Source organism: Undibacterium umbellatum (assembly GCF_014284125.1).
Taxonomy (GTDB): Bacteria; Pseudomonadota; Gammaproteobacteria; order Burkholderiales; family Burkholderiaceae_D; genus Undibacterium; species Undibacterium umbellatum.
In genome coordinates, this window is sequence record NZ_JACOFX010000010.1 from 1 (window position 1) to 22933 (window position 22933).

Annotated in this window: 22 protein-coding genes; 10 read left to right on the top strand and 12 right to left on the bottom strand. The window is 51.8% G+C overall.

Annotated features, from left to right (window positions below):
- Positions 1–124: 124 nt before the first annotated feature.
- The 3 genes from H8L47_RS17550 to H8L47_RS17560 form a co-directional block, all read right to left on the bottom strand.
- Positions 125–796, bottom strand: a complete 672-nt coding sequence (locus H8L47_RS17550; RefSeq protein WP_186954902.1) for a RelA/SpoT domain-containing protein — start codon at positions 794–796, stop codon at positions 125–127.
- Positions 797–885: 89 nt separating this feature from the next.
- Complete coding sequence (ssb, locus tag H8L47_RS17555) at positions 886–1389, bottom strand: single-stranded DNA-binding protein (protein ID WP_186954903.1); 504 nt, start codon at positions 1387–1389, stop codon at positions 886–888.
- A 34-nt stretch (positions 1390–1423) separates the two neighbouring features.
- Positions 1424–2608: an MFS transporter gene (locus tag H8L47_RS17560; protein WP_186955086.1), complete on the bottom strand. Its 1185-nt coding sequence runs from the start codon at positions 2606–2608 to the stop codon at positions 1424–1426.
- 189 nt (positions 2609–2797) lie between these two features.
- Between H8L47_RS17560 and uvrA the strand changes: the two genes are divergently transcribed.
- The 3 genes from uvrA to H8L47_RS17575 all read left to right on the top strand — a co-directional run bounded on the left by uvrA (position 2798) and on the right by H8L47_RS17575 (position 7576).
- Positions 2798–5737, top strand: coding sequence for an excinuclease ABC subunit UvrA (gene uvrA / locus H8L47_RS17565; protein WP_186954904.1), 2940 nt, complete (start codon positions 2798–2800; stop codon positions 5735–5737).
- Between the two features lie 166 nt (positions 5738–5903).
- On the top strand, positions 5904–6476 hold the full coding sequence (gene pth, locus H8L47_RS17570; RefSeq protein ID WP_186954905.1) for an aminoacyl-tRNA hydrolase: 573 nt from the start codon (positions 5904–5906) through the stop codon (positions 6474–6476).
- Positions 6473–7576 carry a patatin-like phospholipase family protein gene (locus H8L47_RS17575; protein WP_186954906.1) on the top strand — a complete coding sequence of 368 codons (1104 nt, stop codon included), beginning with the start codon at positions 6473–6475 and terminating at the stop codon, positions 7574–7576. Before pth ends, H8L47_RS17575 begins: the two co-directional genes overlap by 4 nt.
- Positions 7577–7581: 5 nt before the next feature.
- On the opposite strand, the gene H8L47_RS17580 is transcribed toward H8L47_RS17575, so the two are convergent.
- The 5 genes from H8L47_RS17580 to H8L47_RS17600 form a co-directional block, all read right to left on the bottom strand.
- Entirely contained in the window at positions 7582–8178 is a 597-nt protein-coding gene (locus tag H8L47_RS17580; RefSeq protein ID WP_186954907.1) for an acyl carrier protein phosphodiesterase, read from the bottom strand.
- A 55-nt stretch (positions 8179–8233) separates the two neighbouring features.
- The gene (locus H8L47_RS17585) at positions 8234–8452 is read right to left on the bottom strand and encodes a hypothetical protein (RefSeq protein ID WP_186954908.1); all 219 of its coding nucleotides are present in this window, start codon (positions 8450–8452) and stop codon (positions 8234–8236) included.
- Positions 8452–8907, bottom strand: a complete 456-nt coding sequence (locus H8L47_RS17590; protein ID WP_186954909.1) for a hypothetical protein — start codon at positions 8905–8907, stop codon at positions 8452–8454. Before H8L47_RS17590 ends, H8L47_RS17585 begins: the two co-directional genes overlap by 1 nt.
- Before the next feature lie 20 nt (positions 8908–8927).
- The gene (locus H8L47_RS17595) at positions 8928–9848 is read right to left on the bottom strand and encodes an SPFH domain-containing protein (protein WP_230413807.1); all 921 of its coding nucleotides are present in this window, start codon (positions 9846–9848) and stop codon (positions 8928–8930) included.
- 175 nt (positions 9849–10023) lie between these two features.
- Entirely contained in the window at positions 10024–11334 is a 1311-nt protein-coding gene (locus tag H8L47_RS17600) for an MFS transporter (RefSeq protein ID WP_186954910.1), read from the bottom strand.
- A 142-nt stretch (positions 11335–11476) separates the two neighbouring features.
- Between H8L47_RS17600 and H8L47_RS17605 the strand changes: the two genes are divergently transcribed.
- The 4 genes from H8L47_RS17605 to H8L47_RS17620 all read left to right on the top strand — a co-directional run bounded on the left by H8L47_RS17605 (position 11477) and on the right by H8L47_RS17620 (position 17361).
- Positions 11477–13162 carry an SgrR family transcriptional regulator gene (locus tag H8L47_RS17605; protein ID WP_186954911.1) on the top strand — a complete coding sequence of 562 codons (1686 nt, stop codon included), beginning with the start codon at positions 11477–11479 and terminating at the stop codon, positions 13160–13162.
- 81 nt (positions 13163–13243) lie between these two features.
- A complete protein-coding gene (locus H8L47_RS17610) occupies positions 13244–14638 on the top strand; it encodes an MATE family efflux transporter (protein ID WP_186954912.1) in 1395 nt (464 codons plus the stop codon).
- A gap of 188 nt (positions 14639–14826) precedes the next feature.
- Entirely contained in the window at positions 14827–15918 is a 1092-nt protein-coding gene (ychF, locus tag H8L47_RS17615; RefSeq protein ID WP_186954913.1) for a redox-regulated ATPase YchF, read from the top strand.
- Between the two features lie 276 nt (positions 15919–16194).
- On the top strand, positions 16195–17361 hold the full coding sequence (locus H8L47_RS17620) for a GGDEF domain-containing protein (protein WP_186954914.1): 1167 nt from the start codon (positions 16195–16197) through the stop codon (positions 17359–17361).
- Between the two features lie 9 nt (positions 17362–17370).
- Here the strand turns inward: H8L47_RS17620 and H8L47_RS17625 are convergent, their stop codons facing one another.
- A complete protein-coding gene (locus H8L47_RS17625) occupies positions 17371–18015 on the bottom strand; it encodes a cysteine hydrolase family protein (protein WP_186954915.1) in 645 nt (214 codons plus the stop codon).
- 133 nt (positions 18016–18148) lie between these two features.
- Here H8L47_RS17625 and H8L47_RS17630 point away from each other — a divergent pair, with 133 nt between their 5' ends.
- The 3 genes from H8L47_RS17630 to H8L47_RS17640 are packed head-to-tail and all read left to right on the top strand — an operon-like array spanning position 18149 to position 21225.
- Positions 18149–19138 (top strand): GlxA family transcriptional regulator, encoded by a 990-nt coding sequence (locus H8L47_RS17630; protein WP_186954916.1) that lies wholly within the window; start codon positions 18149–18151, stop codon positions 19136–19138.
- A gap of 17 nt (positions 19139–19155) precedes the next feature.
- Entirely contained in the window at positions 19156–20049 is an 894-nt protein-coding gene (locus tag H8L47_RS17635; RefSeq protein ID WP_329605464.1) for an MOSC domain-containing protein, read from the top strand.
- 42 nt (positions 20050–20091) lie between these two features.
- The gene (locus H8L47_RS17640) at positions 20092–21225 is read left to right on the top strand and encodes a GGDEF domain-containing protein (RefSeq protein ID WP_186954918.1); all 1134 of its coding nucleotides are present in this window, start codon (positions 20092–20094) and stop codon (positions 21223–21225) included.
- A gap of 7 nt (positions 21226–21232) precedes the next feature.
- On the opposite strand, the gene H8L47_RS17645 is transcribed toward H8L47_RS17640, so the two are convergent.
- From H8L47_RS17645 to rsmD, 3 genes are all read right to left on the bottom strand, one after another.
- On the bottom strand, positions 21233–21499 hold the full coding sequence (locus H8L47_RS17645; RefSeq protein ID WP_186954919.1) for a YfhL family 4Fe-4S dicluster ferredoxin: 267 nt from the start codon (positions 21497–21499) through the stop codon (positions 21233–21235).
- Between the two features lie 166 nt (positions 21500–21665).
- A complete protein-coding gene (coaD, locus tag H8L47_RS17650) occupies positions 21666–22163 on the bottom strand; it encodes a pantetheine-phosphate adenylyltransferase (protein WP_110256449.1) in 498 nt (165 codons plus the stop codon).
- A 55-nt stretch (positions 22164–22218) separates the two neighbouring features.
- Positions 22219–22902 (bottom strand): 16S rRNA (guanine(966)-N(2))-methyltransferase RsmD, encoded by a 684-nt coding sequence (rsmD, locus tag H8L47_RS17655; RefSeq protein ID WP_186954920.1) that lies wholly within the window; start codon positions 22900–22902, stop codon positions 22219–22221.
- Positions 22903–22933 lie beyond the last annotated feature (31 nt).

Here is a 22933-nt window from a genome sequence, read left to right on the forward strand (position 1 = left end):
CTTTTATAACCGCCAGCGACGTCACTCGCGTCTTGGCAATATATCGCCAGCCTTGTTTGCTGAAAATTTTAATCGGCAGTCACAGGCAGCTTAGAACATGAGTGTCCGCTATTGACAGTACACCTCAAACATTCTCATCAAATAATTTTTTTCCGCTGACAAGACGTTCAAAATCGCTTGCAACCTTTTGGAATTCATATCCTGCAGGTAGCAAGTAGGTGTGCATTATCTTCTTCAATCGCATGTTGATGCTATTGAAAAATTCTTCTCCAAAACCATCTAATGTAGGTTGCTTATAACCAATGTCATGCTCCATCTCGGACCACGCATGATTCAAGATAGTTTGAATTTGCAGTTCGAACCGCATATTACTAAAATGCGCATACTCAATTAAAGCAAGTCGTTCAGGTCTAAACTTAAGTACAAAATGCTGCGATATATACAGCGACCCATCGTTACTTTCATCATTCTTCGGATAATGCAATCTTGCTTCAAGCACTTCAAAATTATCTTGAATCAATCCAGAATGCACAAAACGCGTTACATCGGAATTCGTATAAAAAATTGCTCGGCATCCAGCAAGATCTTTTATTTCGTTTTCTAAATTCAGCGTATCGAAATTTTTTTTCGCAAGCAATTTCTTCTTCAAAGATTTCGAGCTCTTTGCGCGAGCCTGCACTTGCTGAAGTCTCAGACTTGGATCTGACGCAATTCCAACAGTAAGAATCTTAGATGCCATTTCTGCAAATTCAGCATACTTAAAGATCGCTTTCCGCTCATAAGTGTCAAAATCCATACGCTCCCCAGCTTTACAAAAAAAACCCACAAAAAAACCCCTGCAAGCTACTCACTTGTCAGGGGTTTTATCAATCCAATTTAAGCATTTTAAAACGGAATATCATCATCCATATCCGAGAAATTCGGTGCCGGGCGTGAGGCTGGGGCCTGGCGTTGTTGTGATGGGGCTGCCTGTGGACGTGGTGCTGGTGCACCTCCACCGCCGCCACCACCGTAGCCTCCACCATCATCCATCCCTGCGCCGCCGCCCATGCCCTGGCGGCTGCCCAGCATTTGCATGCTGTCGGCTTTGATATCGGTTGCGTATTTTTCTACGCCGTCTTTGTCGGTGTACTTGCGGGTGCGCAGGCTGCCTTCAACGTAGACTTGCGAACCTTTTTTCAGGTATTGACCGGCGATTTCTGCCAGTTTGCCGAAAAAGGTGATGCGGTGCCATTCTGTCTGTTCTTTCTTTTCACCGCTGGACTTGTCTTTCCAGCTATCGGTGGTTGCCACGGTGATGCTGGTCATTGCATCGCCTGATGGCATGTAACGGGTTTCCGGGTCTCTCCCAAGGTTGCCGACGATAATGACCTTGTTCACTGATGCCATGTAATTCTCCTCATTTTTCCTGATACAAATTAATTTATGCCTTGACCGTAGCCGCAGTTTTGCTGCGCTTGGGTATGTTGGGCATATTGATAGCGATTATAAGCCAGACCGCTGTCAGCACTGCACTTACGATGAACACCGAGTTCGATGCCATATTCTGTTTAATCCATCCGCCCAGCAAACCGCCACAGAACAGGCCCAGGGCCTGCAAGGTGTTATACACACCCAGTGCTGCACCTTTGGCGGCAGGTGGGGCGATACGCGATACCAGGGATGGCTGGCATGCCTCCAGGATATTGAAGGCGATAAAAAATGCAAACAGCAAGCCTACCAGCATGGCTGGAGATTGCAAGTATTGCCACAAACCAAGCTCTACCACCAGCAAGAGGGCGATGGCGGCAACAAAGACTTGTTTCATCTTGCCAAATTTTTCACCGATGAAAATCGCTGGCAACATGGCGATGAAAGAGGCGAACATGACTGGCAGGTAGACTTTCCAGTGCGCGGCCACGGGCAGGTCGGCATATTGCACCAGCGCCGCTGGCACGACGACGAACATGGCCATCTGTGTCAGGTGGAGGGCAAACACGCCGTAATTGAGGCGCATGAGTTCAGTATTCTTCAAGACCACCGACAGGGGCACGGGTGCGTGGCGTATGGCGGGTGCTTCTGGCGTGATGAACAAGACAACGGCGATGCCCAGCAGTGACAAGACGCCAGTCATGGCGAAAATGCCACTCATGCCTATGCTTTGATACAGCAAGGGGGCTGCCACTAGTGAAAACGCAAAAGTCAGGCCGATGGAGCCGCCGACCATGGCCATGGCCTTGGTGCGGTGCTCTTCTCTTGTTGTATCGGCAATCAGGGCGGTGATGGCGGCAGAGATCGCGCCTGCGCCCTGTATGCCGCGGCCAATGATGACGCCCACCACCGTGGTTGCGGAAGCTGCAACAAAAGCGCCGATAGCGAACAGCAGCAGACCAATGACGATGATACGCTTGCGCCCAAACTTGTCAGATGCTATCCCAAACGGGATTTGCCCAAACGCCTGGCTCAGGCCATACATACCCATGGCCAGGCCAACCAGCATGGCATTATCACCATCAGGCAGGGTCTTGGCATGAATAGCGAATACCGGCAGGATGAGGAACAGACCCAGCATGCGCAAGGCAAAGATGGAAGCAAGAGACGCGCTGGAGCTAATCTCCTCGCGGCTCATGCCAGCAGGCTCTTGCTCACTCAGTGGGGATGCATCGGAAGATGTTGCAATAGTCATATTCAAAAAACTCGTCTGATCAGTTTAGTTTGCGCAAAGCAAAGACGAGCCCGCGATAATTTTCAAAACCCGTTATAGTATCAGGTTGCACGCCTACTTCCCCCAATTCGGCCCAAATTCAGCACAGAGATTATGACCACACGCACAAAAGCAGCAAAAGCGCCCAAACCGGCAGAAATCGACTTTGATGCCAGTGATGTTCAATTGGCACAAAAGCGTGATTTGATACGCGTACGTGGCGCACGCACCCACAACCTCAAAAATATCAGCATTGATTTGCCGCGCAATAAGCTGGTGGTCATCACTGGGTTGTCTGGTTCTGGCAAGTCTTCACTGGCTTTTGATACCCTGTATGCAGAAGGCCAGCGCCGCTATGTAGAATCGCTGTCGGCCTATGCGCGCCAGTTTTTGCAGTTGATGGAAAAGCCGGATGTGGATTTGATCGAGGGTCTGTCACCTGCCATCTCCATCGAACAAAAAGCCACCTCGCACAATCCGCGTTCCACTGTTGGTACGGTCACCGAGATTCATGATTACCTGCGTTTGTTATATGCACGTGTGGGAACACCGTATTGCCCTGATCACCCGGAAAACCCACTGGCAGCGCAATCGGTATCGCAAATGGTGGATGCCGTGCTGGCCATGCCTGACGACACCAAGCTGATGATACTTGCGCCTGTGGTGGCCAACCGCAAGGGTGAGCACATGGATTTGTTTGAGCAGATGCAGGCCCAGGGCTTTATTCGCTTTCGCGTGCAGAGCGGCACGCATGAAGCAAAAATCTATGAAGTCGATGATCTGCCGAAGTTGAAGAAGACTGAAAAGCATACAATTGACGTGGTGGTAGACCGCGTCAAGGTCAAGGCTGACATCAAGCAGCGTCTGGCAGAATCATTCGAGACTTGCTTGCGTCTGGCCAATGGCCGCGCTCTGGTTGTGGACATGGATAGCAATCATGAGCAATTATTTTCGAACAAATTTGCCTGCCCTACTTGTGGCTATTCATTGCAAGAGCTGGAACCGCGCCTGTTCTCTTTCAATAACCCCATGGGTGCCTGCCCAGAATGTGATGGGCTAGGGCATATAGAATTTTTTGATCCCAAGCGCATTGTCGCCTTCCCCAACTTGTCGCTGGCCAGTGGTGCCGTCAAGGGTTGGGACAGGCGTAATCAATTCTACTTCCAGATGCTGTCCAACCTGGCGGCATTCTATGAATTTGATATTGATATGCCTTATGAACAATTACCGGAATCGGCACAGCAAATCATTTTGTATGGTTCAGGCAAACAGCAAATACCGTTTACCTATATTAATGAAAAAGGCCGTACTGTCATCAAGGAACACAGCTTTGAAGGCGTGGTCACCAACCTGCAACGCCGTTATCGCGAAACTGATTCCATGGCCGTCAAGGAAGAGCTGGCCAAGTTCATCAATGAAAAGCAATGCCCTTCTTGCAACGGCGCACGCCTGCGCATAGAAGCGCGTTATGTCAAGGTGGGCACAGGCAAGCAAGAGAAGGCGATTTACGATATCAGCGCCATGCCGCTGCGCGAAACCCTGCATTTCTTTGAGCACCTGAAACTGACAGGTTCCAAGCGCGATATCGCGGACCGCATCATCAAGGAAATCACGGCACGCCTGACTTTCCTGAACAATGTCGGCCTGGATTATCTGTCGCTGGAACGCAGTGCCGACACCCTGTCTGGTGGCGAAGCCCAGCGAATACGCCTGGCATCGCAAATCGGTTCTGGCCTGACTGGTGTCATGTATGTACTGGATGAACCATCTATCGGCCTGCACCAGCGCGACAATGACAGGCTGATCGATACGCTCAAGCATTTGCGCGATATCGGCAACAGCGTGCTGGTGGTTGAGCATGATGAAGATGCGATACGCTGTGCCGACTTTGTGGTCGACATGGGGATAGGTGCGGGTGTGCATGGTGGTGAAATTATTGCCCAGGGTACGCTGGAAGATATCATGAGCAACAAGCGCTCACTGACGGCTCAATACCTGAGTGGCGCACTGGAAATTGCAGTCCCAAAAACACGTACCAAGTTTGACCCGGCCAGGCAATTATTGATTGCTGGTGCGCGTGGCAACAACCTGAAAAAAGTGTCGATGAAATTGCCAGTAGGCTTGCTGACTTGCGTGACGGGTGTATCCGGTTCAGGCAAATCGACGCTGGTGAATGACACGCTGTACCACGTCGCTGCGCGCCACTTGTATGGTTCACAAACCGAACCGGCAACGTTTGACCATGTCAGTGGGCTTGAGCATTTTGATAAAGTCATTTCTGTCGACCAGGCACCTATCGGTCGCACACCACGCTCCAACCCGGCGACTTATACAGGCTTGTTCACGCCTATACGTGACCTGTTCGCCACCGTGCCTACAGCCAAGGAACGTGGCTATAGCGCAGGCCGTTTCTCTTTCAATGTGAAAGGTGGTCGTTGCGAAGCCTGCCAGGGTGATGGCGTGATCAAGGTGGAGATGCACTTTTTGCCCGACGTCTATGTGCCATGCGATGTCTGCCACGGCAAGCGTTATAACCGCGAAACCCTGGAAGTGCATTACAAGGGCAAGAACATCAATGAAGTGCTGGGCATGACGGTGGAAGATGCGTTTGAATTCTTCAAGGTCGTCCCTATCATTGCGCGCAAACTGCAAACCCTGCTGGACGTGGGCCTGGGCTATATACGTCTGGGGCAAAGTGCCACTACCCTGTCGGGTGGTGAAGCGCAACGCGTCAAGCTGTCGCTGGAATTATCCAAACGCGACACTGGCCGCACCCTGTACATCCTGGATGAACCTACCACTGGCTTGCATTTCCATGATATCGCGCTGTTGTTGAAGGTGATACACAGGCTGCGTGACCAGGGCAACACCCTGGTCATCATCGAGCATAATCTGGATGTGATCAAGACTGCCGACTGGTTGATTGATCTTGGCCCAGAAGGTGGCGCTGGTGGCGGCAAGATAATTGCGACTGGCACACCGGAAGAAGTGGCAGCCAATCCTGAAAGTGTGACGGGCAAGTATCTCGCACCGTTGCTGAAGAAATCCAAATAAGCCTTTGAAATAATTGGAGCGCTATTTCCTTCTTGGGAGTAGCGCTTTTTTATTTACGTTGTATAGGACATTGTTGATTTTCATGACAGCACTTTCGGCTTGGTTATAATAGCCTTCAATCCGCAGAACAGTGGTTCTGCAAAAATATCAAGATATACACTTAGCAATGACCATACGCCTGATCGTTGGCCTGGGTAACCCCGGCCCTGAATATGAACAAACCCGCCACAATGCTGGCTTCTGGCTGGTAGACCAATTGCCAGCCAGCCTGCAAAGAGATAAGAATTTTAATGCTCTGGTTGGCAAGACCCGTATAGCCAACCAAGAGGTGTGGCTGCTGGAGCCACAAACTTTCATGAACCGCTCCGGGCAATCAGTCGGGGCGATCTGCCGCTTCTACAAGATCACGCCGGATCAGGTGCTGGTGGTGCATGATGAACTTGATATCATGCCTGGAATTGCCAAGCTCAAACTGGGTGGCTCATCTGGCGGGCATAATGGTCTCAAGGATATTACTGCTGCGCTGGGCACCCAGGATTACTGGCGTTTGCGTATAGGCATAGGCCACCCGCGTAGCCTGAATTTAAACCAGGGTGTTGCCGACTTTGTCTTGCACAGACCACGCAAGGAGGAACAGGGGCCGATAGACGAGGCCATCGCCAATAGCCTGGCCGTGTTACCCTTGCTGGTTGAAGGTAAATTCCCTGAAGCGATGATGCAACTCCACACAACAAAATGAGTTCAGCCATACAAATCCATGCTGGTCGCAAAGCCTATGCGCATCTGCGCGAGCATGGCTTGCGTGCGCAGGATGTGGCCATCATCCCGGCAGCGGCTGGTGGCCCCAAGGGTTTGATATTGCAGGCGCTGGATCAATGGATATTTGGTGAATGGTTGCCAACAGCACCGCGTGAACGCACGCTGATCGGTGCCTCTATCGGTGCCTGGCGCATGGCGGCTGCCAGCCATGCCGACCCGGTTGCAGCCTTCCAGCGGCTGGGTGATTTGTATTGTGAACAGCGCTACCCTGAAAAACCTTCTGCTCTATATGTCACGCGGGAGATCCAGAATCTCTTGCATGATTTCATCGGTGGGCATGAAGCAGAGATCGTGAACCAGCCTTTGCACAGGCTGCATTTATTGGCTGTGCGTGGCCGTGGCTTGTTGAGCGCGCCAAAATCCGTGAGCAAGGCCAAGGCTGGTTTTGTGGCTGCGACATTTGCCAACCTGGCTTCGCGTTCGCGCCTGGCGAAACATATGGACCGTGTGGTGGTTGGCGATGCACGTGACCCGCTGTTCTGGCTGAAAGCCAAGTTCGATGGTTTTGATACCCACTTTTGCCCGTTGAAAACAGATAACCTGGGCTGGTCCTTGCTGGCATCTGGCACCTTGCCATTGATCATGGAACCAGTCGCGCATATCCCGCATACGCCCTCAGGCACTTACTGGGATGGCGGCATCATTGATTATCACCTGGCCCTGCCCTATTCACGCGTGGCCGGCAGCAAGGATGGCGACCTGGTGCTGTACCCACATTTTACCGATCACATCGTACCGGGCTGGCTGGACAAGCCCCTGCCCTGGCGCAGGGCTGGCATGGGTGTCAATCGTGAGTGGCTGGACAATGTCGTCATGGTGTCACCGTCGCCGTCTTTTCTGAAGACGCTAAGCCGTGGCAAGCTGCCTGACCGTAAAGACTTTTTTTACTACGGCACGAATCATGACTTTCGCATCCAGAACTGGAAGCTGGCGATCAGCGAAAGCGGGCGCATGCGTGACGATTTTGCGGCGTTTGTTGAAAAACCAAATCTTGATCTGGTGCAGGCACTAAATTTCTGAGTTGGCTAGCCTGGCATTTGCCTGCGTTGCTCAGCAACGTAGTGTATGAGTTCTGGAAAAAATTCCTGAAATCCCTCTGACAAAGCCACATAGTTACTTTGCAAATCATCCAGACCTGAGCGCAACAAATCACCATTCTTTGACAGCCTTTGCGAAGTGCGCTCTACCGCAATTCTAACGCCATCAAATTCATGATAAGACCCCAGCCAGTCCTGGCTGAGCATGCGTGGCAAGGCGGCCTGCAGATTGTCGGGCAAGACTATTTTTGATTGTTCTTGCAGGGCGGCATAAAAGCGCGCTATCAATTCCTGGCGATGAGCCGTGCTATGTTGTGGCCAATGCTGACTCAGGACATGATCATAGAAAATATCCAGCAAGATACCTGAATAACGGCGATGCTGATCCTGGAATAAAGCCTTCGCCTGCAACACGATGGGGTGGCTGTCGGTATAGCTATCCACCAGTCTGTGCATGTGGATATCGGCCTGGATTTCAGGATGGTAGAGTGCGGTGTCTTTCAGTTTGACAAAGTCACCGAGCAAGGCACCCAGCATGGCTTTATCGCTATGCTGGGCCAGGTAAATGTGGGCAAGGTAATTCATAAGTAAGGCCAGTATAGCTGGCTTTGTAATGGCTTGCTGCCAGCTTCAAATTCCCTTAGCTTTGCCCGTCTGGCAAAATGTCGTCCTTAATTTCGGCATCTGCAACTGACTTTGCCGGTGGCACATGCCGCCCTTGCTGCTTCAATGCCTGCCTGAGCAGGTATTCTACCTGGGCATTGGCACTGCGCAGCTCTTGTGCCGCCATGCGTTCGATCTCGTTCCATAGCAAAGGATCGATGCGCAACGGGAAGGATTTTTTTCCTGGGCTGGCCATTATCTGGCATTCAAACGTGGAGTGATGTAACTGAGCAAACGCTGCGGTTCTTGCGAGCCCAGACGCAAAGTTTGGCCATTGCGCAGCGTGAGACGTATAGCTCCATAACCATGCACGTTATACAGCATGCCTTGTGCAGAACTCTTGATACCCCATCCATCAATAAAACGAGTTCTTACTACTTCGCCAGTCTGGATATCCGTCAGTGCGAACTTCCACGCAGGCCAGCCCAGCCATCCAAAACTCCAGGACAGATGGGTAGCATCAATACGTATGGTAAGGCTGCCAAGGAAGACCAGGACCAGAGTATTCACCGTCAGTATGAGGAGTGCAACCCAGGATGCCAGTGGCACACCTCCAAAAAACTGCGCTCCAAAGGAAAAGATAGTCACCAGCGGCATGAATATCCACAAAAACTTGAACCACTGCTTTTCTATATAGACTGGATGTTCCATTTTCTTGTCTCACTACACAATCAATTATACAAAGTGCCAGCATTGATGACAGGCTGGGTTTCCTTGTCTGAACACAGCACCACCAGCAAATTGCTGACCATGGCCGCTTTTCTTTCGTCATCGAGCTCACATATCTTGCGTTCGGACAAACCTTGCAAGGCAGCTTCCACCATGCTGACTGCGCCATGCACGATTTTCTTGCGGGCGCTGATGATGGCTTCTGCCTGCTGGCGACGCAACATGACCTGTGCAATTTCCGCGGCATAGGCCAGATGCGTGAGCTTGGCGTCTTCAACATCAATACCGGCAGCGGTAAAGCGATTGTGCAATTCATCACGCATGGCACAGGCGACCACATCCATGCCTGCCCGCAAGGTAGTCTCACCTTCCCCCAGGTCTTCACCATCGTCATAAGCATACTGGGTTGCCAGATGACGTATCGCGGCTTCTGCCTGGATGTGCACAAAACGTTCAAAATCATCGACATTGTAAATTGCCAGGGCCGTGTCCTGCACACGCCAGACAATGGCAGCCCCAATTTCTACAGGGTTACCGCGCTTGTCATTGACTTTCAGTGCTGCTGTATTGAGGGTGCGCGCGCGCAGGCTGAGCTTGCGCTTGGCATACAGGGGATTTACCCAGCGCAAACCTTCACTGCGGTCGGTGCCCTTGTATTGACCAAACAGGGACAACAAGGCGGCCTCGTTCGGTTGCAGCATGTACAAACCCGTCAGGAGAAAAATGCCCAGCGCAACAATCGCCAGACGCACCAGCACTGCTAGCAGGCTTGGCTGACCTGAACCTACCAGATCGATAAAGCTATAGGCTCCGCCTGCTACAAACAGCAGGCCAACAATAATCATGAAATAACCGTCCAGCGACGTAAGTGAACGTTCTTGTATTAATTTTTTGCCAGTCGCCGACACTGAGGTAGTACTCATACTTTCTCCTGATAGATGTCACTTTGAAATCAAAGTGATATCACTTTAGGATGAGCAGAGTAAAATGTCAAGAAAGATTGAAAATCAATGCTGATGGACGGAAACGACCCAAGAATGTCAAACAGCTTGCCCACGCTGGGCAAGCTTTGCAAGGCAAGATGAGGCCAGTATAAGGTCAGTAAAAGGGATACAAATTCTTCACGCGGTTACCAGCAAACTGCTTGCTGGCAGCTAACACTGAAAGACAAGTCTGCGGTTTGCAAACTGCAGGCACAGGTTCAGTCTCACTCGCCTCACTTACATGCTCCTCTGCAGGCTTGCTGCGCGTGCCTGCAAAATACAAGAGTACCCCCAACAAGGCTGCCGAGATCAAAACCCAGAACATGACATCGCTATGAAAATGCACCAACAGGTAACCGCAGATAACGGGGTTCAGTGCGGCACCAAACATGGCCAGGCTTTGCGCCCCATAGTAACTGCCGCGCTTGTCAGCCGGTGCAATCATGTCGATGAACATGTATTCGCAGGGGATCACGATGACCTCCCCCACAGTGAAGACCAGCGTAGCCACTACCCAGCTCACGGCGCTGCTGGCATGCATGAAGCCCAGCAGACCTGCGGCATATAACATGGCACCCAGACTCACCCAGCGAAACAGGTATTTTTGTTGCATGAGTTTGCCAACAGGATATTGCAAGACCACCACGGTCACCGCATTGGTGATGAGGATGAATGGCAGCAATTGCGCTGTGGCTTGCGTGCCCTGGCTGACGATCAGGTATTGCGATAAATAGCCAGAGACAAAACGGCCAAACACGAAAGAAGTCAACACGCTGCCCAAGGTAAACAAGATCAGCCGGCTGTCACTTCTGAGCACGCGCATGGTTGCCATGAAACCGGCGGGACTGGATTTAATTTCTGATGTCGCCGCCTTGACTATCGCTGCGGGCCTGCCCAGCACCTGCGATGCCAATAGCGAGAAACCCGCAGCCAGCCATAATGGGCCAGAAACCTTAATGGCAAACAACCATGCGCCCAACACCGGCCCAAGGGCAAATGCCACATTGATCAATGTATAGTTGAGAGAGAAGGCTTTTGGCCTCTGCTCAGGCGGCAACAGATCAGCCAGAGTGGCCTTCAACGAAATGCCGCGCAAGGTCAACGCAGATTCTATACACATCAGGGCCAGCAAAGCTGTCCATGCATTCGGTGCTATCGTCAGTGACACCGTGCAGACAGCAACCACGACGCCCGCCAGTTTCATCAGCAGATTTTTGCTGAGCCGGTCTGCCAGGTAACCGGCATACAAACTGAACAGGGTAGAAAAGAAAATACTGCCGCCGAGAACCCAGCCTATGGTTTGCTGGTTGATACCCAGATGTTCATGCAGATACAGTGCCATGAAAGGCAGGGCAACTGCGCGCCCCATGACAAAAACAAAAGAACTGAATAAAAGTCGTATCACGGGTGCGGGAAAGCGGGACATCATCTTCCTTTTTTTGGTCCATTCAATGCAGGCAGGTACTGATGTCTGACAGTATGGTAAAAAAAGCAGAAAGGAAAAATGGATATAATTTAAAAAAATTTTTCCCCTTTTATCGATTTGATAGGCGAGTAGACTCTCCACCATGAAACTGCTTGATCACTACCGCAAACTATATACTTTCCTTCAGCATCAAGAGCAGCAGCCAGGCCTGCCTGCACTGGCGCTCGCCATGCATTGCAGCGAACGAAATATGCGCAACCTGTTGGCGAAAATGCAGCAACATGGCTGGTTGAACTGGCAGGCAGGACGCGGACGCGGCAATCATTCGCAGCTGGAGTTTTTGCAAACCCCAGATAGCCTGGCGCTTGATCACCTGTCGCAATTTTTAGCGCGCGGCGATCTGGAACAGGCCTTTGCCAGCCTGGATGATCACCAGCGCCAGCAACTGGCAAGCCGCCTGCCTGATTATCTGGGCATGCCGGACAGTGCCTGCCGCAGCTTGCGTATGCCCCTGTTTCGCACCGTAGAAAGCCTGGATCCCTTGAAGGTCTATGGCCGCCTAGAAGCACATCTTGTGCGGCAGATTTTTTCTCGCCTGACAACTTTTGACCATCAGCAAAATGCCTTGCGCCCGGCAATTGCCCATCACTGGGAAAGCGAAAAGAATGGCAGTGTCTGGCATTTCTGGCTGCGTCCCGGATTAAGTTTTCATGATGGCACTGAGCTTGGTGTAGAAGATGTCAAAGCCAGCTTCTTGCGCCTGCGCGATGAATCTGCCATTTACCAGCGACTGTACCGCCACTTGCAATATGTAGAGACCGGGCCTAGCCAGCGCGTGAGTTTTTATCTGGAGCATTCTGATCAATTATGGCCCAATTGCCTTGCTACGGCCAACTCTTCCATCGTACCGCGCCAGCGTGCGGCAGACTTTGAGCGCTTCCCGGTTGGCAGCGGTGCATTTCGCGTGATACGCAACAATACGTATCAACTGACCTTGCAGGCCTTCAAGGATTATTACCGAGAACGCCCTTTACTTGATGAGATAGATTTGTGGATGTTGCCGCCACCATCCGGCCCTTCAGGCTTTGATTTGCAGTTTGGTTATGCCAACCAGGATTGCTCGAAAAAACAAACTATTGCGGGTGCAGAATCTGGCTGCACTTACATCATCTGTAATTCTTCGCGCATTTTTTTTAAAACTGCAGAACAAAGACTGGCATTGGCCGACTGGCTGGCACCGGAGACCCTTTTTGATCCGCAAGAGCGCAGCAGGAAACCGGCCTCTGGCTTGCTGGCGATCTGGAAACACCGCGTCGCAAAAAAACCGAAATGCTGCAGCTTTAAGGCTGGCAGCAAATTACGCATGGTCAGTGGCCAGACAACGGAAATGTTGAGCCTGGCGCAAGCGGTCAAGCAAAGACTGGAAGCAGGTGGCATCACCGTCCAATGGACCAGCCTGCCCTATGACCAACTGCTGGCACGCGAATGGATGAAAGATGCCGACCTCGTCGTCACCCGTGAAGTCATGCATGATGACCAGGATTTTGGTTGTTATGAATGGTTCGTGGCCGACAGCGTATTCCGCCGCTGGATGCCTGCAAGTGCACTGAAAGCCCTGGATACAGACTTAATGAAAATCAAGGAACTGGCAGATAGCAAGCGCCGCATGCTGGCTTATGCGCGCATAGGAAAACGCCTGGTGCAAGAAGGCTGGCTGATTCCCATTTCGCATGAAAACCAGCAAGTCAGCATAGCCCCGCATGTGGCAGGTGTGAGGATGACGCCGTTTGGTTTTGTGTCGTTCAACGAGCTATGGTTGAAGCGATAAATAAAAACCAAATTTTGGTGATAGCAGGAAATTTACTTTCTACGGTAAGATGCTGGTCCACTCCCTCTTTGTTTGCCCTGCATGAAAACCCGTATCCGCACTGAAGCCGCCATTCTCTGGACCATTGCCTGGCCTGTCTTAATTGGTCAGCTTGCCACAGTAGGCATGAGTGTGGCCGACGTCGCCATGACCGGCCACCTGAGTGCCGACGACCTTGCCTCTGTATCACTGGGCGCGAATGTCTGGGTGATCATCCTGGTCAGCGTGATGGGCATCATGATGGCAGTCAATACCATGATAGCCCATGAAGTTGGTGCAGAAAATCATCAACGTGTGCCGCATATGGTGCGCCAGTCCTTGTGGCTGGGCCTGGGCGTGGGTTTGATAGGCTGCCTGCTATTGAATATCTCCACCCTGATCTTCAATTACCTGCAACTTGACCCCGCCATCAATGCCAAGGCTTCAGAGTTCGTGCATGTCATCAGCCTGGGCATGCCCGCCTTTGCCATGTATCGCGCCCTGTATGGTTACACCACCAGCCTGAACCAGACCAAGCCCGTCATGATGATCGCACTGGGTGGCTTGCTGTTCAATATCGTGATGAACTGGTTATTCATTTATGGCCACCTGGGCTTTCCCAAACTGGGATCAACCGGCTGCGCGCTGGCAACAGGCTCCGGATTGTGGCTGATGCTGGGTGCAATGATATTCTGGATACGTCGTGCTGAGGCCTATCGCGAAACTTTCCCCTTCCATCAATATGAAGGACCGAACTGGGCCGAAATCCGCTCCACCCTGCGTCTTGGCTTACCGATAGGCGTCACTTATTTTGCTGAAGTCTCAGCCTTTGGTGCAGTTGGATTGCTGATTGCACGCTTTGGCGTAATACCGGTAGCAGCAAACCAGATCGCCTTGAATTTTTCCTCACTGGTGTTCATGGTGCCCCTGAGCCTGGGCATCGCCCTGACCACACGCGTAGGGCAAACCCTGGGCGAAGGCGATGCAGAGCGAGCGCGCTTTATTTCCTGGACGGGCTATGCGCTGTCCACCAGCTTTGCGGTGATATCAGCGCTGGGCATCATGATCTTTCGTGACCTGGTGGCAGCGGCCTATACCTCCGACCCGGCTGTGCAGGCCATGGCGTCTGAGTTGCTGTTGTATGCGGCGATCTTCCAGTTATCTGATGCGGCCCAGGTAACCGCATCCTGTGCCATACGCGGCTACAAAGTCACACGTACGCCAATGCTGATACACCTGATGGCCTTTTATGGCTTTGCCTTGCCGATAGGTTGCTTATTGGGCCTGGCTCCCTCATGGATGCCGTGGCATCCAGAGCAAGCCATGGAAGCGCGTGGTTTCTGGATAGGGCTGGTGCTGGGACTCACTGTCGCCGGGATCATGTTGACAGGCTTGCTGCATAAACTCAGCAAGGGCAGGATCAAGCAAGCTGGAGGCTTGAGCAATGCCACTGCCTGAACCAGACAAACCGGGAAAGTGCCATAAACGCAAGATGACAATATCAAATTAACCAGTTAATGGGCATTATTTTGTCATTGTCTGCTGTATTTATCGGCAAGATTTACTGCAATTCAGACCAGAAACGGTCTGGAGGGCAGGCTTTCCGGTAAAATAGCGGGTTAATCAAATCCAACTGGCAAAACATCATGAGTCTCAAATGCGGCATCGTCGGCCTGCCTAACGTCGGCAAATCCACTCTGTTCAATGCGCTGACCAAAGCGGGCATCCCGGCAGAAAATTATCCTTTCTGCACGATAGAGCCGAATGTGGGCGTGGTTGAAGTGCCTGATCCACGACTGAAGCAATTGTCTGACATCGTCAAGCCTGAGCGTATCCAGAACGCCATCGTTGAATTTGTTGATATCGCCGGTCTGGTTGCCGGTGCCTCCAAAGGTGAGGGTCTGGGCAACCAGTTCCTCGCTCACATTCGCGAAACTGACGCCATCGTCAACGTCGTGCGTTGCTTTGAAGATGACAATGTGATCCACGTGGCTGGCAAAGTCAGCCCGCTGGATGATATCGAAGTCATCCAGACAGAACTGGCACTGGCCGACATGGGCACAGTAGAAAAAGCCATCCATCGCGAAAACAAGAAAGCCCGTTCTGGCGACAAAGACGCAGCCAAGCTGGTCGCCGTGCTGGAACGCATCATGCCTGCGTTGAATGATGCCAAACCTGTGCGTGCACTGGGCCTGGACGCTGAAGAAATGCTGCTGATCAAGCCGCTGTGCCTGATCACTGCCAAGCCAGCCATGTATGTTGCCAACGTCTCAGACAGCGGCTTCACCAACAACCCCTTGCTGGACCAACTGACCTCGTATGCAGCATCCCAGAATGCACCTATCGTCGCGATCTGCGCCTCGATAGAATCTGAAATCGCTGACCTCGACGATGCTGACAAAGCCGAGTTCCTGGCCGACATGGGCATGCAGGAGCCTGGCCTGGACCGCCTGATACGCGCCGGTTTCAAACTACTGGGCCTGCAAACCTACTTCACCGCAGGCGTCAAAGAAGTACGCGCCTGGACTATCCATGTAGGTGATACAGCACCGCAAGCAGCAGGCGTGATCCACACCGACTTCGAACGCGGCTTCATCCGCGCCCAGACCATCGCATTTGATGACTACATCAATTTCAAAGGTGAATCCGGTGCCAAGGAAGCAGGCAAGATGCGCGCCGAAGGCAAGGAATATGTGGTTAAGGATGGCGATGTGTTGAATTTCTTGTTTAACGTCTAAGTACTGGTCAGTTTCAACAAAGAGCCGCAAATTGAGCGGCTCTTTTGCTTTGCGGTTCCTATCTTCCCTGCCTGAGTCTGCCAGTTAATTTCACCTTTGGCATATGTGGTGAAAATACCGACATTACTCAGTGGCGGATTCCATGCTAACTGCCCAGGGCATTTGCCTGCGATATAATGCCTTGCAGCCCAACATTCCATCCAGCAACACTCACCCACCTTGCGGAGAGCATTTGGCTTATCAGTATTTCCCCCCTGTCATTCGAGCGAGTCAGTCATGAATCTTGATGTCCGCACCATCATGCTGATATGGAGCGGTATAAATCTGCTGGGTGCTGGCATGATGGCGCTCATCAGTTTTCATGCGGACAATGTCAGGGGTGCGCGTCAGTGGGCGCTGGGGCATTGCTGTATGGGCATAGGTATTTTTACCAGCACCCAGATGTCCCCCGAATGGCCTCTGTGGATTATTGCCAGTGTGCCTTTCATCGCGGGTTGTGGCTTTGGTCTTCTCTTTAACGGGATTGAAGCTTTTAAGGGGAAACGCTGCCATTACTGGGTCCCGGTGTGGGTAGGCGGGCAAATGATGCTGCAAAGTCTGTGGCTGGGCATGGTGCATGACAATATCCGCATGGTGGTCGCCACCAATTCCCTGCTGGTCAGCGCCATATTTGCTGCCTGCGCACTGAGCCTGATCGTCAAAGCCACGCAACCACTGAAAACTGCCTACAACCTGGCTGCAGCATCCTTCTCATTTATTGCCTTGATGAGTTTGCTCAGGGCTTTGAATATCTTGCTGAAACCGGCTGAAGAGATTTCTCTGTTTGCGCAAGGCAATGTCAATCCGGTGCTCCTGGTGCTCGGTGGTTTGTCACAATTATCCATCTCACTGGCGCTGGTGCTGCTGATCACTTTTCGCCTGGTTAGTGATTTGCGTGAACAAGCCACGCATGACAGCCTGACTGGCGCGCTGAACCGGCGCAGCTTTGAAGATGAATCGCGGCGTTTACTGGCACGCGCGACCCGCACAGGCGATGCCATGTCCATCATCATGATTGATGTGGATTTCTTTAAACGTGTCAATGACATGTACGGTCACCAGGCTGGTGATGAAGTGCTGCGCCGCCTTGCTGCTTTGTTACAAACTATCATCCGCAGTGAGGATTACCTGGCCCGCTACGGTGGTGAAGAATTTTGTATTTTACTCACCGGCACCAATGAGCAGGGCGCAGCCCTGCTGGCTGAGCGCGTGCGCCTGCTATATGCAGATCTGCGCGTAGACTGGAAAGGCGACAGCTTGCAATGCACGCTCAGTGCAGGCGTGGCAGATTCATCGAGCGTGGGGACAGAGCTGGCTGCGCTGATTGACGCTGCCGACCAGGCACTCTACCGCGCCAAAAATGCAGGGCGCAATTGCATCGCCCTGCATTCTGACTCGGTTTGAGCTATTGACTCAGACAACCTTGCGCTGGCGTCCTGCCAGATGCGATTCCAGCACATTGCTGACTGGCAGTGCCACACCATCTCTTACCGCAGCCAACCAGTTGTCGGTAGAAGCGACAGCCGCGAAATTGGAATGAAATACTACGCTGTAGGCACGATGGATTTCTTCTGCACTGACATAGCCTGCCGCGTTGGCATATGGCAGCGAACCTGTGGCATCGCTCAGGGTTTCGACTTGATAGCCATTATGCGCAGCTTCGTAGATGGTGCTGGCATTGCAGTTATGCGTCATATAACCAACGATGCTGAGGGTATTGATTTCATTTTTTTGCAACCAGGCAGCTGCATCAGTGCCTGTGAATACGCTGGCCATGTTTTTTTCTATACTGTGATCAGCATGGCGGCTGGCGACCACATCATGTAATTCCCAGGATTTGGAACCGCGCGCAAAAATCGGCGAGCTTTCTGATGCCGAATGCTGCACCACCAGAACAGGGATGCCAGCAGCTTTTGCGGCATCCATGGCGCGCCCGATATTGTGCAGGGATACTTTTGGGTCAGGATATTCAATCAGCATATTGCCGATGAAGTATTCATTTTGTACATCGATAACGATGAGGGCGCGTTTGACAGTGTTGGTGGTCGTGTTGCTCATGGCAGTTTCCTTTTGTGTGGATGATCGAATCAACAGTTTGAATTAGCTTTTGCTCTGTTCATGGACTGTATGATGGGCCATCTGGTACAGGAATATAAGTGACCCGATTGCCAATATTCGATACAATCAGGCCATGCAGATATCCATACCTGAAAAGATAGTCAATATTGCGGTGCTGGCCTTTGACGGCATCAGCCCCTTTCATTTGTCCGTGCCTTGCATGGTGTTTGGTGAGCATCATGGCGGGCTGGCGATGCCGGAATTTGATCTCAAGGTTTGTCTGGATCAAACCGGAAAAATTCACAAAGAGGTGCGCACCAATGCTGGCTTTGGCATACTGGTACGGCATGGTCTGACTACGCTTGCCAGGGCCGACATGGTGGTCGTGCCTTCCTGGCATGATGACTTGCGCCCTGCCCCACCTGCCTTGCTGAAAGCCCTGCGTCAGGCCCACCAGCGGGGAGCCAGGTTAATAGGATTGTGCCTGGGCGCTTTTGTGCTGGCTGAGGCTGGCTTGCTGGATGGCCGCAGTGCCACGACGCACTGGGCTTTGGCGAAAGCATTCTCTGAACGTTATCCGCAAATCAGCCTGGACCCGAATGTCTTGTATGTCGATCATGGTGATGTGATTACTTCGGCGGGTACGGCTGCTGGCATCGATTGTTGCTTGCATGTCTTGCGCACCGGCTATGGCGCTGATGTCGCGGCCCATGTGGCCAGGCGCCTAGTAGTGGCACCACACAGACAGGGTGGGCAGGCGCAGTATATTGAGCAACCTCTGGCTGTGCTGGCCACTGATGAGCGCCTGGTCAAAGTGCTTGAATGGATGCTGGCGCACCTGGCGGAGCCTCAGCAACTGGATCACCTGGCGCAAAGAGCCCTGATGAGCAGGCGCAGTTTTACCCGCCACTTCCAGCAACAAACTGGCACAACGGTAGGTAAATGGCTCTTGAACCAGCGACTGGCACTGGCGCAACGGCAACTGGAAACCAGCAAGCGTGGCATTGATGATATTGCTGCGGATACTGGTTTTGGTACGGGTTTATTACTGCGGCGTTACTTCGCCCGGGAATTTGGCATATCACCATCAGCTTATCGACGTGAATTCCAGGGCAATGCCTGAAAGCTCAGCGTGAATGCATGATAGCCATTAAAATAGCTGATACTGAATTTGCTCACTTATTTTGCACCATGCCCAGCATACTTTCTATCACTCTCTATCCCATCAAATCCTGTGCCGGTATCGCACTGGAAGCGGCTACCCTGAATGAAACCGGCCTCAGCTTTGAAGGCGTACATGACAGGGAGTGGATGCTGGTAGACCATCAGGGCCTGTTCCTGACGCAAAGAGAATTCCCACGGATGGCCTTGATACGCCCCGAACTCCGCAGCGATGGCCTGTACATCCATGCCCCCAACATGCCTGTATTGTCCCTGAACCCGCAAGAAGATACCAGCACAGCCAGCGTTACCATCTGGGAAGAAAGTTTCAGCGCCCTGGATTGCGGGCAAGCAATGGCTGACTGGTTCAGCAAGGCACTGGACACTCCCTGCCGTCTGGTACGCAGTACAGCACAAACCCAACGTTTTGCAAATCAGAAATGGACAGGCGACAGACTGGTGGCCACACGTTTTTCTGATGGCTACCCGATTTTACTGACGGCTACTGCCTCGCTTGATGATCTCAATCAGCGCCTGGAAAAGCAGGGACGCAGTGGCCTGCCCATGAACCGCTTCCGCCCGAATATCGTGCTGGCTGGCATAGAGGCTTTTGAAGAAGACTATGCCGCAAATTTTGAAGTGGGCAGCAAGATAAAGTTACGCCCGGTAAAACCTTGTCCGCGCTGCCCCATGCCGTCGATAGACCAGAGTACCGGTGAATTTGGCCCAGACCCGATGGATATTTTGCAGACTTATCGTGCCAATCCACTGGTCGATGGCGGCATCACTTTTGGCATGAATGTCATCGTCGAACAAGGTGTGGGACAGTTATTACGTGTCGGTGATGTCATGGATATGAATATTGCCTTTTAACGCAAAAAATACAGACAGATACCAACAGCAATGGAAAGCATGATGCCAGCACCTATAGATGAAGAGCCAGACCAGGCTCAGTCTGCGTTGCTGGAATTGCAAATCGAAAACCAAGCTTTGCGGGCCAGACTCGATAGCTTGCTGGAACTGGCGCACCGCAATCAAAACATCATGGCGCGCCACCAGAGTTTCGATTTGAAGATTATTGGTGCGAATAGCTTTCGTGAACTGATCACGAATATTTTCAGCGCCCTGGCCGTCACTTCTGAACTGGATGTAGTGTCGCTGGTGCTGTTTGACAAACTGGGCGACTTGCAACAAATGCTGGCTGACCTGAAGATAGATTTGAGTGAATTTCCACATCTGATTTTCTTGCGGCATGAAGTCGAACTCAGCCAACCAGAAACTGCCTTGCGCAAGCCGCAACTGGGTCTCTATCAAAGCCTGGCATATGCCTCTTATTTCAGCAGTTTCAACAAGAAGCCTGCCAGTATCGCCATCATCCCTATGCGCAGGCAAGGCCGCCTGATAGGTTGTCTGAATCTGGGCAGTTTCAAGGCCGACCGTTTCCAGCCCAACATGGCGACTGATTTTATTGAGCGTCTGGGCTCCATCATTGCAATCTGTCTGGAAAACGTCATTAACAATGAGCGCCTGACTTATATAGGCCTGACTGATCCCTTGACGAATGTCAGCAACCGGCGCTACGTAGAGCAGCGCATGCTGGAAGAAATTGCCCGCGCGCGCAGGCAGAGATACAGCATTGCCTGTATGTATCTGGACATCGATTTCTTCAAGCAAATCAATGACCGCTACGGGCATCAGGGTGGTGACGATGTGTTGAAGGAAGTAGCAAAACGCATCAAGGATGAACTGCGTCTCAGCGATACCCTGGGCCGTTTTGGTGGTGAGGAATTTGTGGTGGTGCTGGTCAACACCAATTTGCATGATGCAATACAGGTGGCGGAACGCATACGCAAAAGTATCGCCAGCCATGAATTCATCTTGAGTGAGTCTGGCACTTGCCAGGCGACAATATCAATCGGCCTCACGACCATAGATGAGAACAGCAATTGCGAAGACGCCAGCAGTATCGCCCGCGATCTGGTGTTGCGCGCCGACCGGGCCTTGTACCAGGCCAAGAACGGCGGACGCAACCAGGTACGCTGTTTTTAGACTGGTCTTATTGTTGCGCAGGCTTTTTGTCTGCCTGCAATTGCTCGTATTTGGCGTTCAACTGTTCTGGCGTTTCGCGCCATTCAGGATTGAAAGGAATGCAGCTGACAGGGCAAACCTGCTGGCATTGCGGTTCCTTGTAATGGCCCACGCACTCGGTGCATTTATGCGGGTCTATCTCATAAATTTCCGGCCCCATGTAAATCGCATCATTGGGGCATTCGGGTTCGCAGACATCACAATTGATGCAATCGTCTGTAATCATCAGGGCCATGTTGTCGCTTTCATGTGCTGCTCAGTCACTACATCAGCAGCACCTACTTATATAGGGCTTACGCAAATTGTCCCAGCAAGGCGCAGCGCCAAAGACAGTACTTTAGTACGGTTAGGAGCTGCGACGCAGCTGAGGGCGTTTTTGCGTAAGTACTATTATATTTACTTTAAGACTTGTTCTCAGCCAGCAAAGCAACTTTCTTCTTCAACCAGCGGTCTACCGACGGGAACACAAATTTTGACACATCACCGCCAAACATGGCGATCTCACGCACGATAGTGCCTGAAATAAATTGATATTGATCAGAAGGGGTCAGGAACAGGGTTTCTACATCTGGCAACAAATAACGGTTCATACCTGCCATCTGGAATTCATATTCAAAATCAGACACCGCACGCAAACCGCGCACGATGACGCGCGCGTCATTTTTGCGCACAAAGTCTTTCAGCAGTCCCGAAAAACTTTCTACTTTGACATTCGGATAATGTCCCAGCACTTCATTGGCAATTTCCAGTCGCTCATCCAGGGAAAAAAATGGATTCTTGCTTTTGCTATCCGCCACACCCACCACCAAAGTATCAAAAAGACCGGATGCGCGACGCACCAGATCTTCATGACCGCGTGTTAGCGGATCAAATGTTCCCGGATAAACGGCTGTGACCATCTTCACTCCCTTTTTTCGCAATCTGCATAAGGATATGCACCAAGTTGAGCAGGCATTATGCCTGATTTTCGTGCGCCTCATGCGGTAAAATGTTGCGTTGCAGTATGTGGAAAAAGACACTACCAGCTTTATCGGCGCGGATAAGCTGCCATCCGCTTAATAATTTAGCTATTTTTTCATTTGCAGCTTCATCACTTGCTGATTCAGCCAAAGAAAACTCGGATTCTACGTAGATACAGCCTTTTGGGCTGAGCAATTGCGCGCAGGCTGGCAAAATGCGGTCCAGCCAGTCCTGTTCAAACGGTGGGTCTAGGAAGATCACGTCCATTTTTTGTGGCTGGGCAGCCAAACTTTCAAGTGCCTTGAGTGCATCTGCCCTGAGCAGCTTGCACTGGCTGGCTTGCAATTTGTCCTTTACTTGCTCCAGTTGCTTGTAAGCCGGGGTATGCGCCTCCACCATGATGACTTGCGCCGCGCCACGACTGGCTGCTTCAAAACCCAGGGCACCACTACCGGCGAACAGGTCCAGGCAATGCACGCCAGTCCAGTTGCTGTGAAGCAAATGGTTGAGCCAGTTGAACAGGGTTTCCCTGACACGGTCTGGCGTAGGGCGCAAACCCTCTGCATCGACCACGCTGAGGAGGCTGCGCTTCCAGACTCCGCCTATGATGCGGACTTGATGGCTTTGACGTTTTACGACTGTCGTTTTTACTGGCTTTTTTTTACTATTTGTTTTCATTGCATGCTTGCTACGGCTAAATCTGTTTACA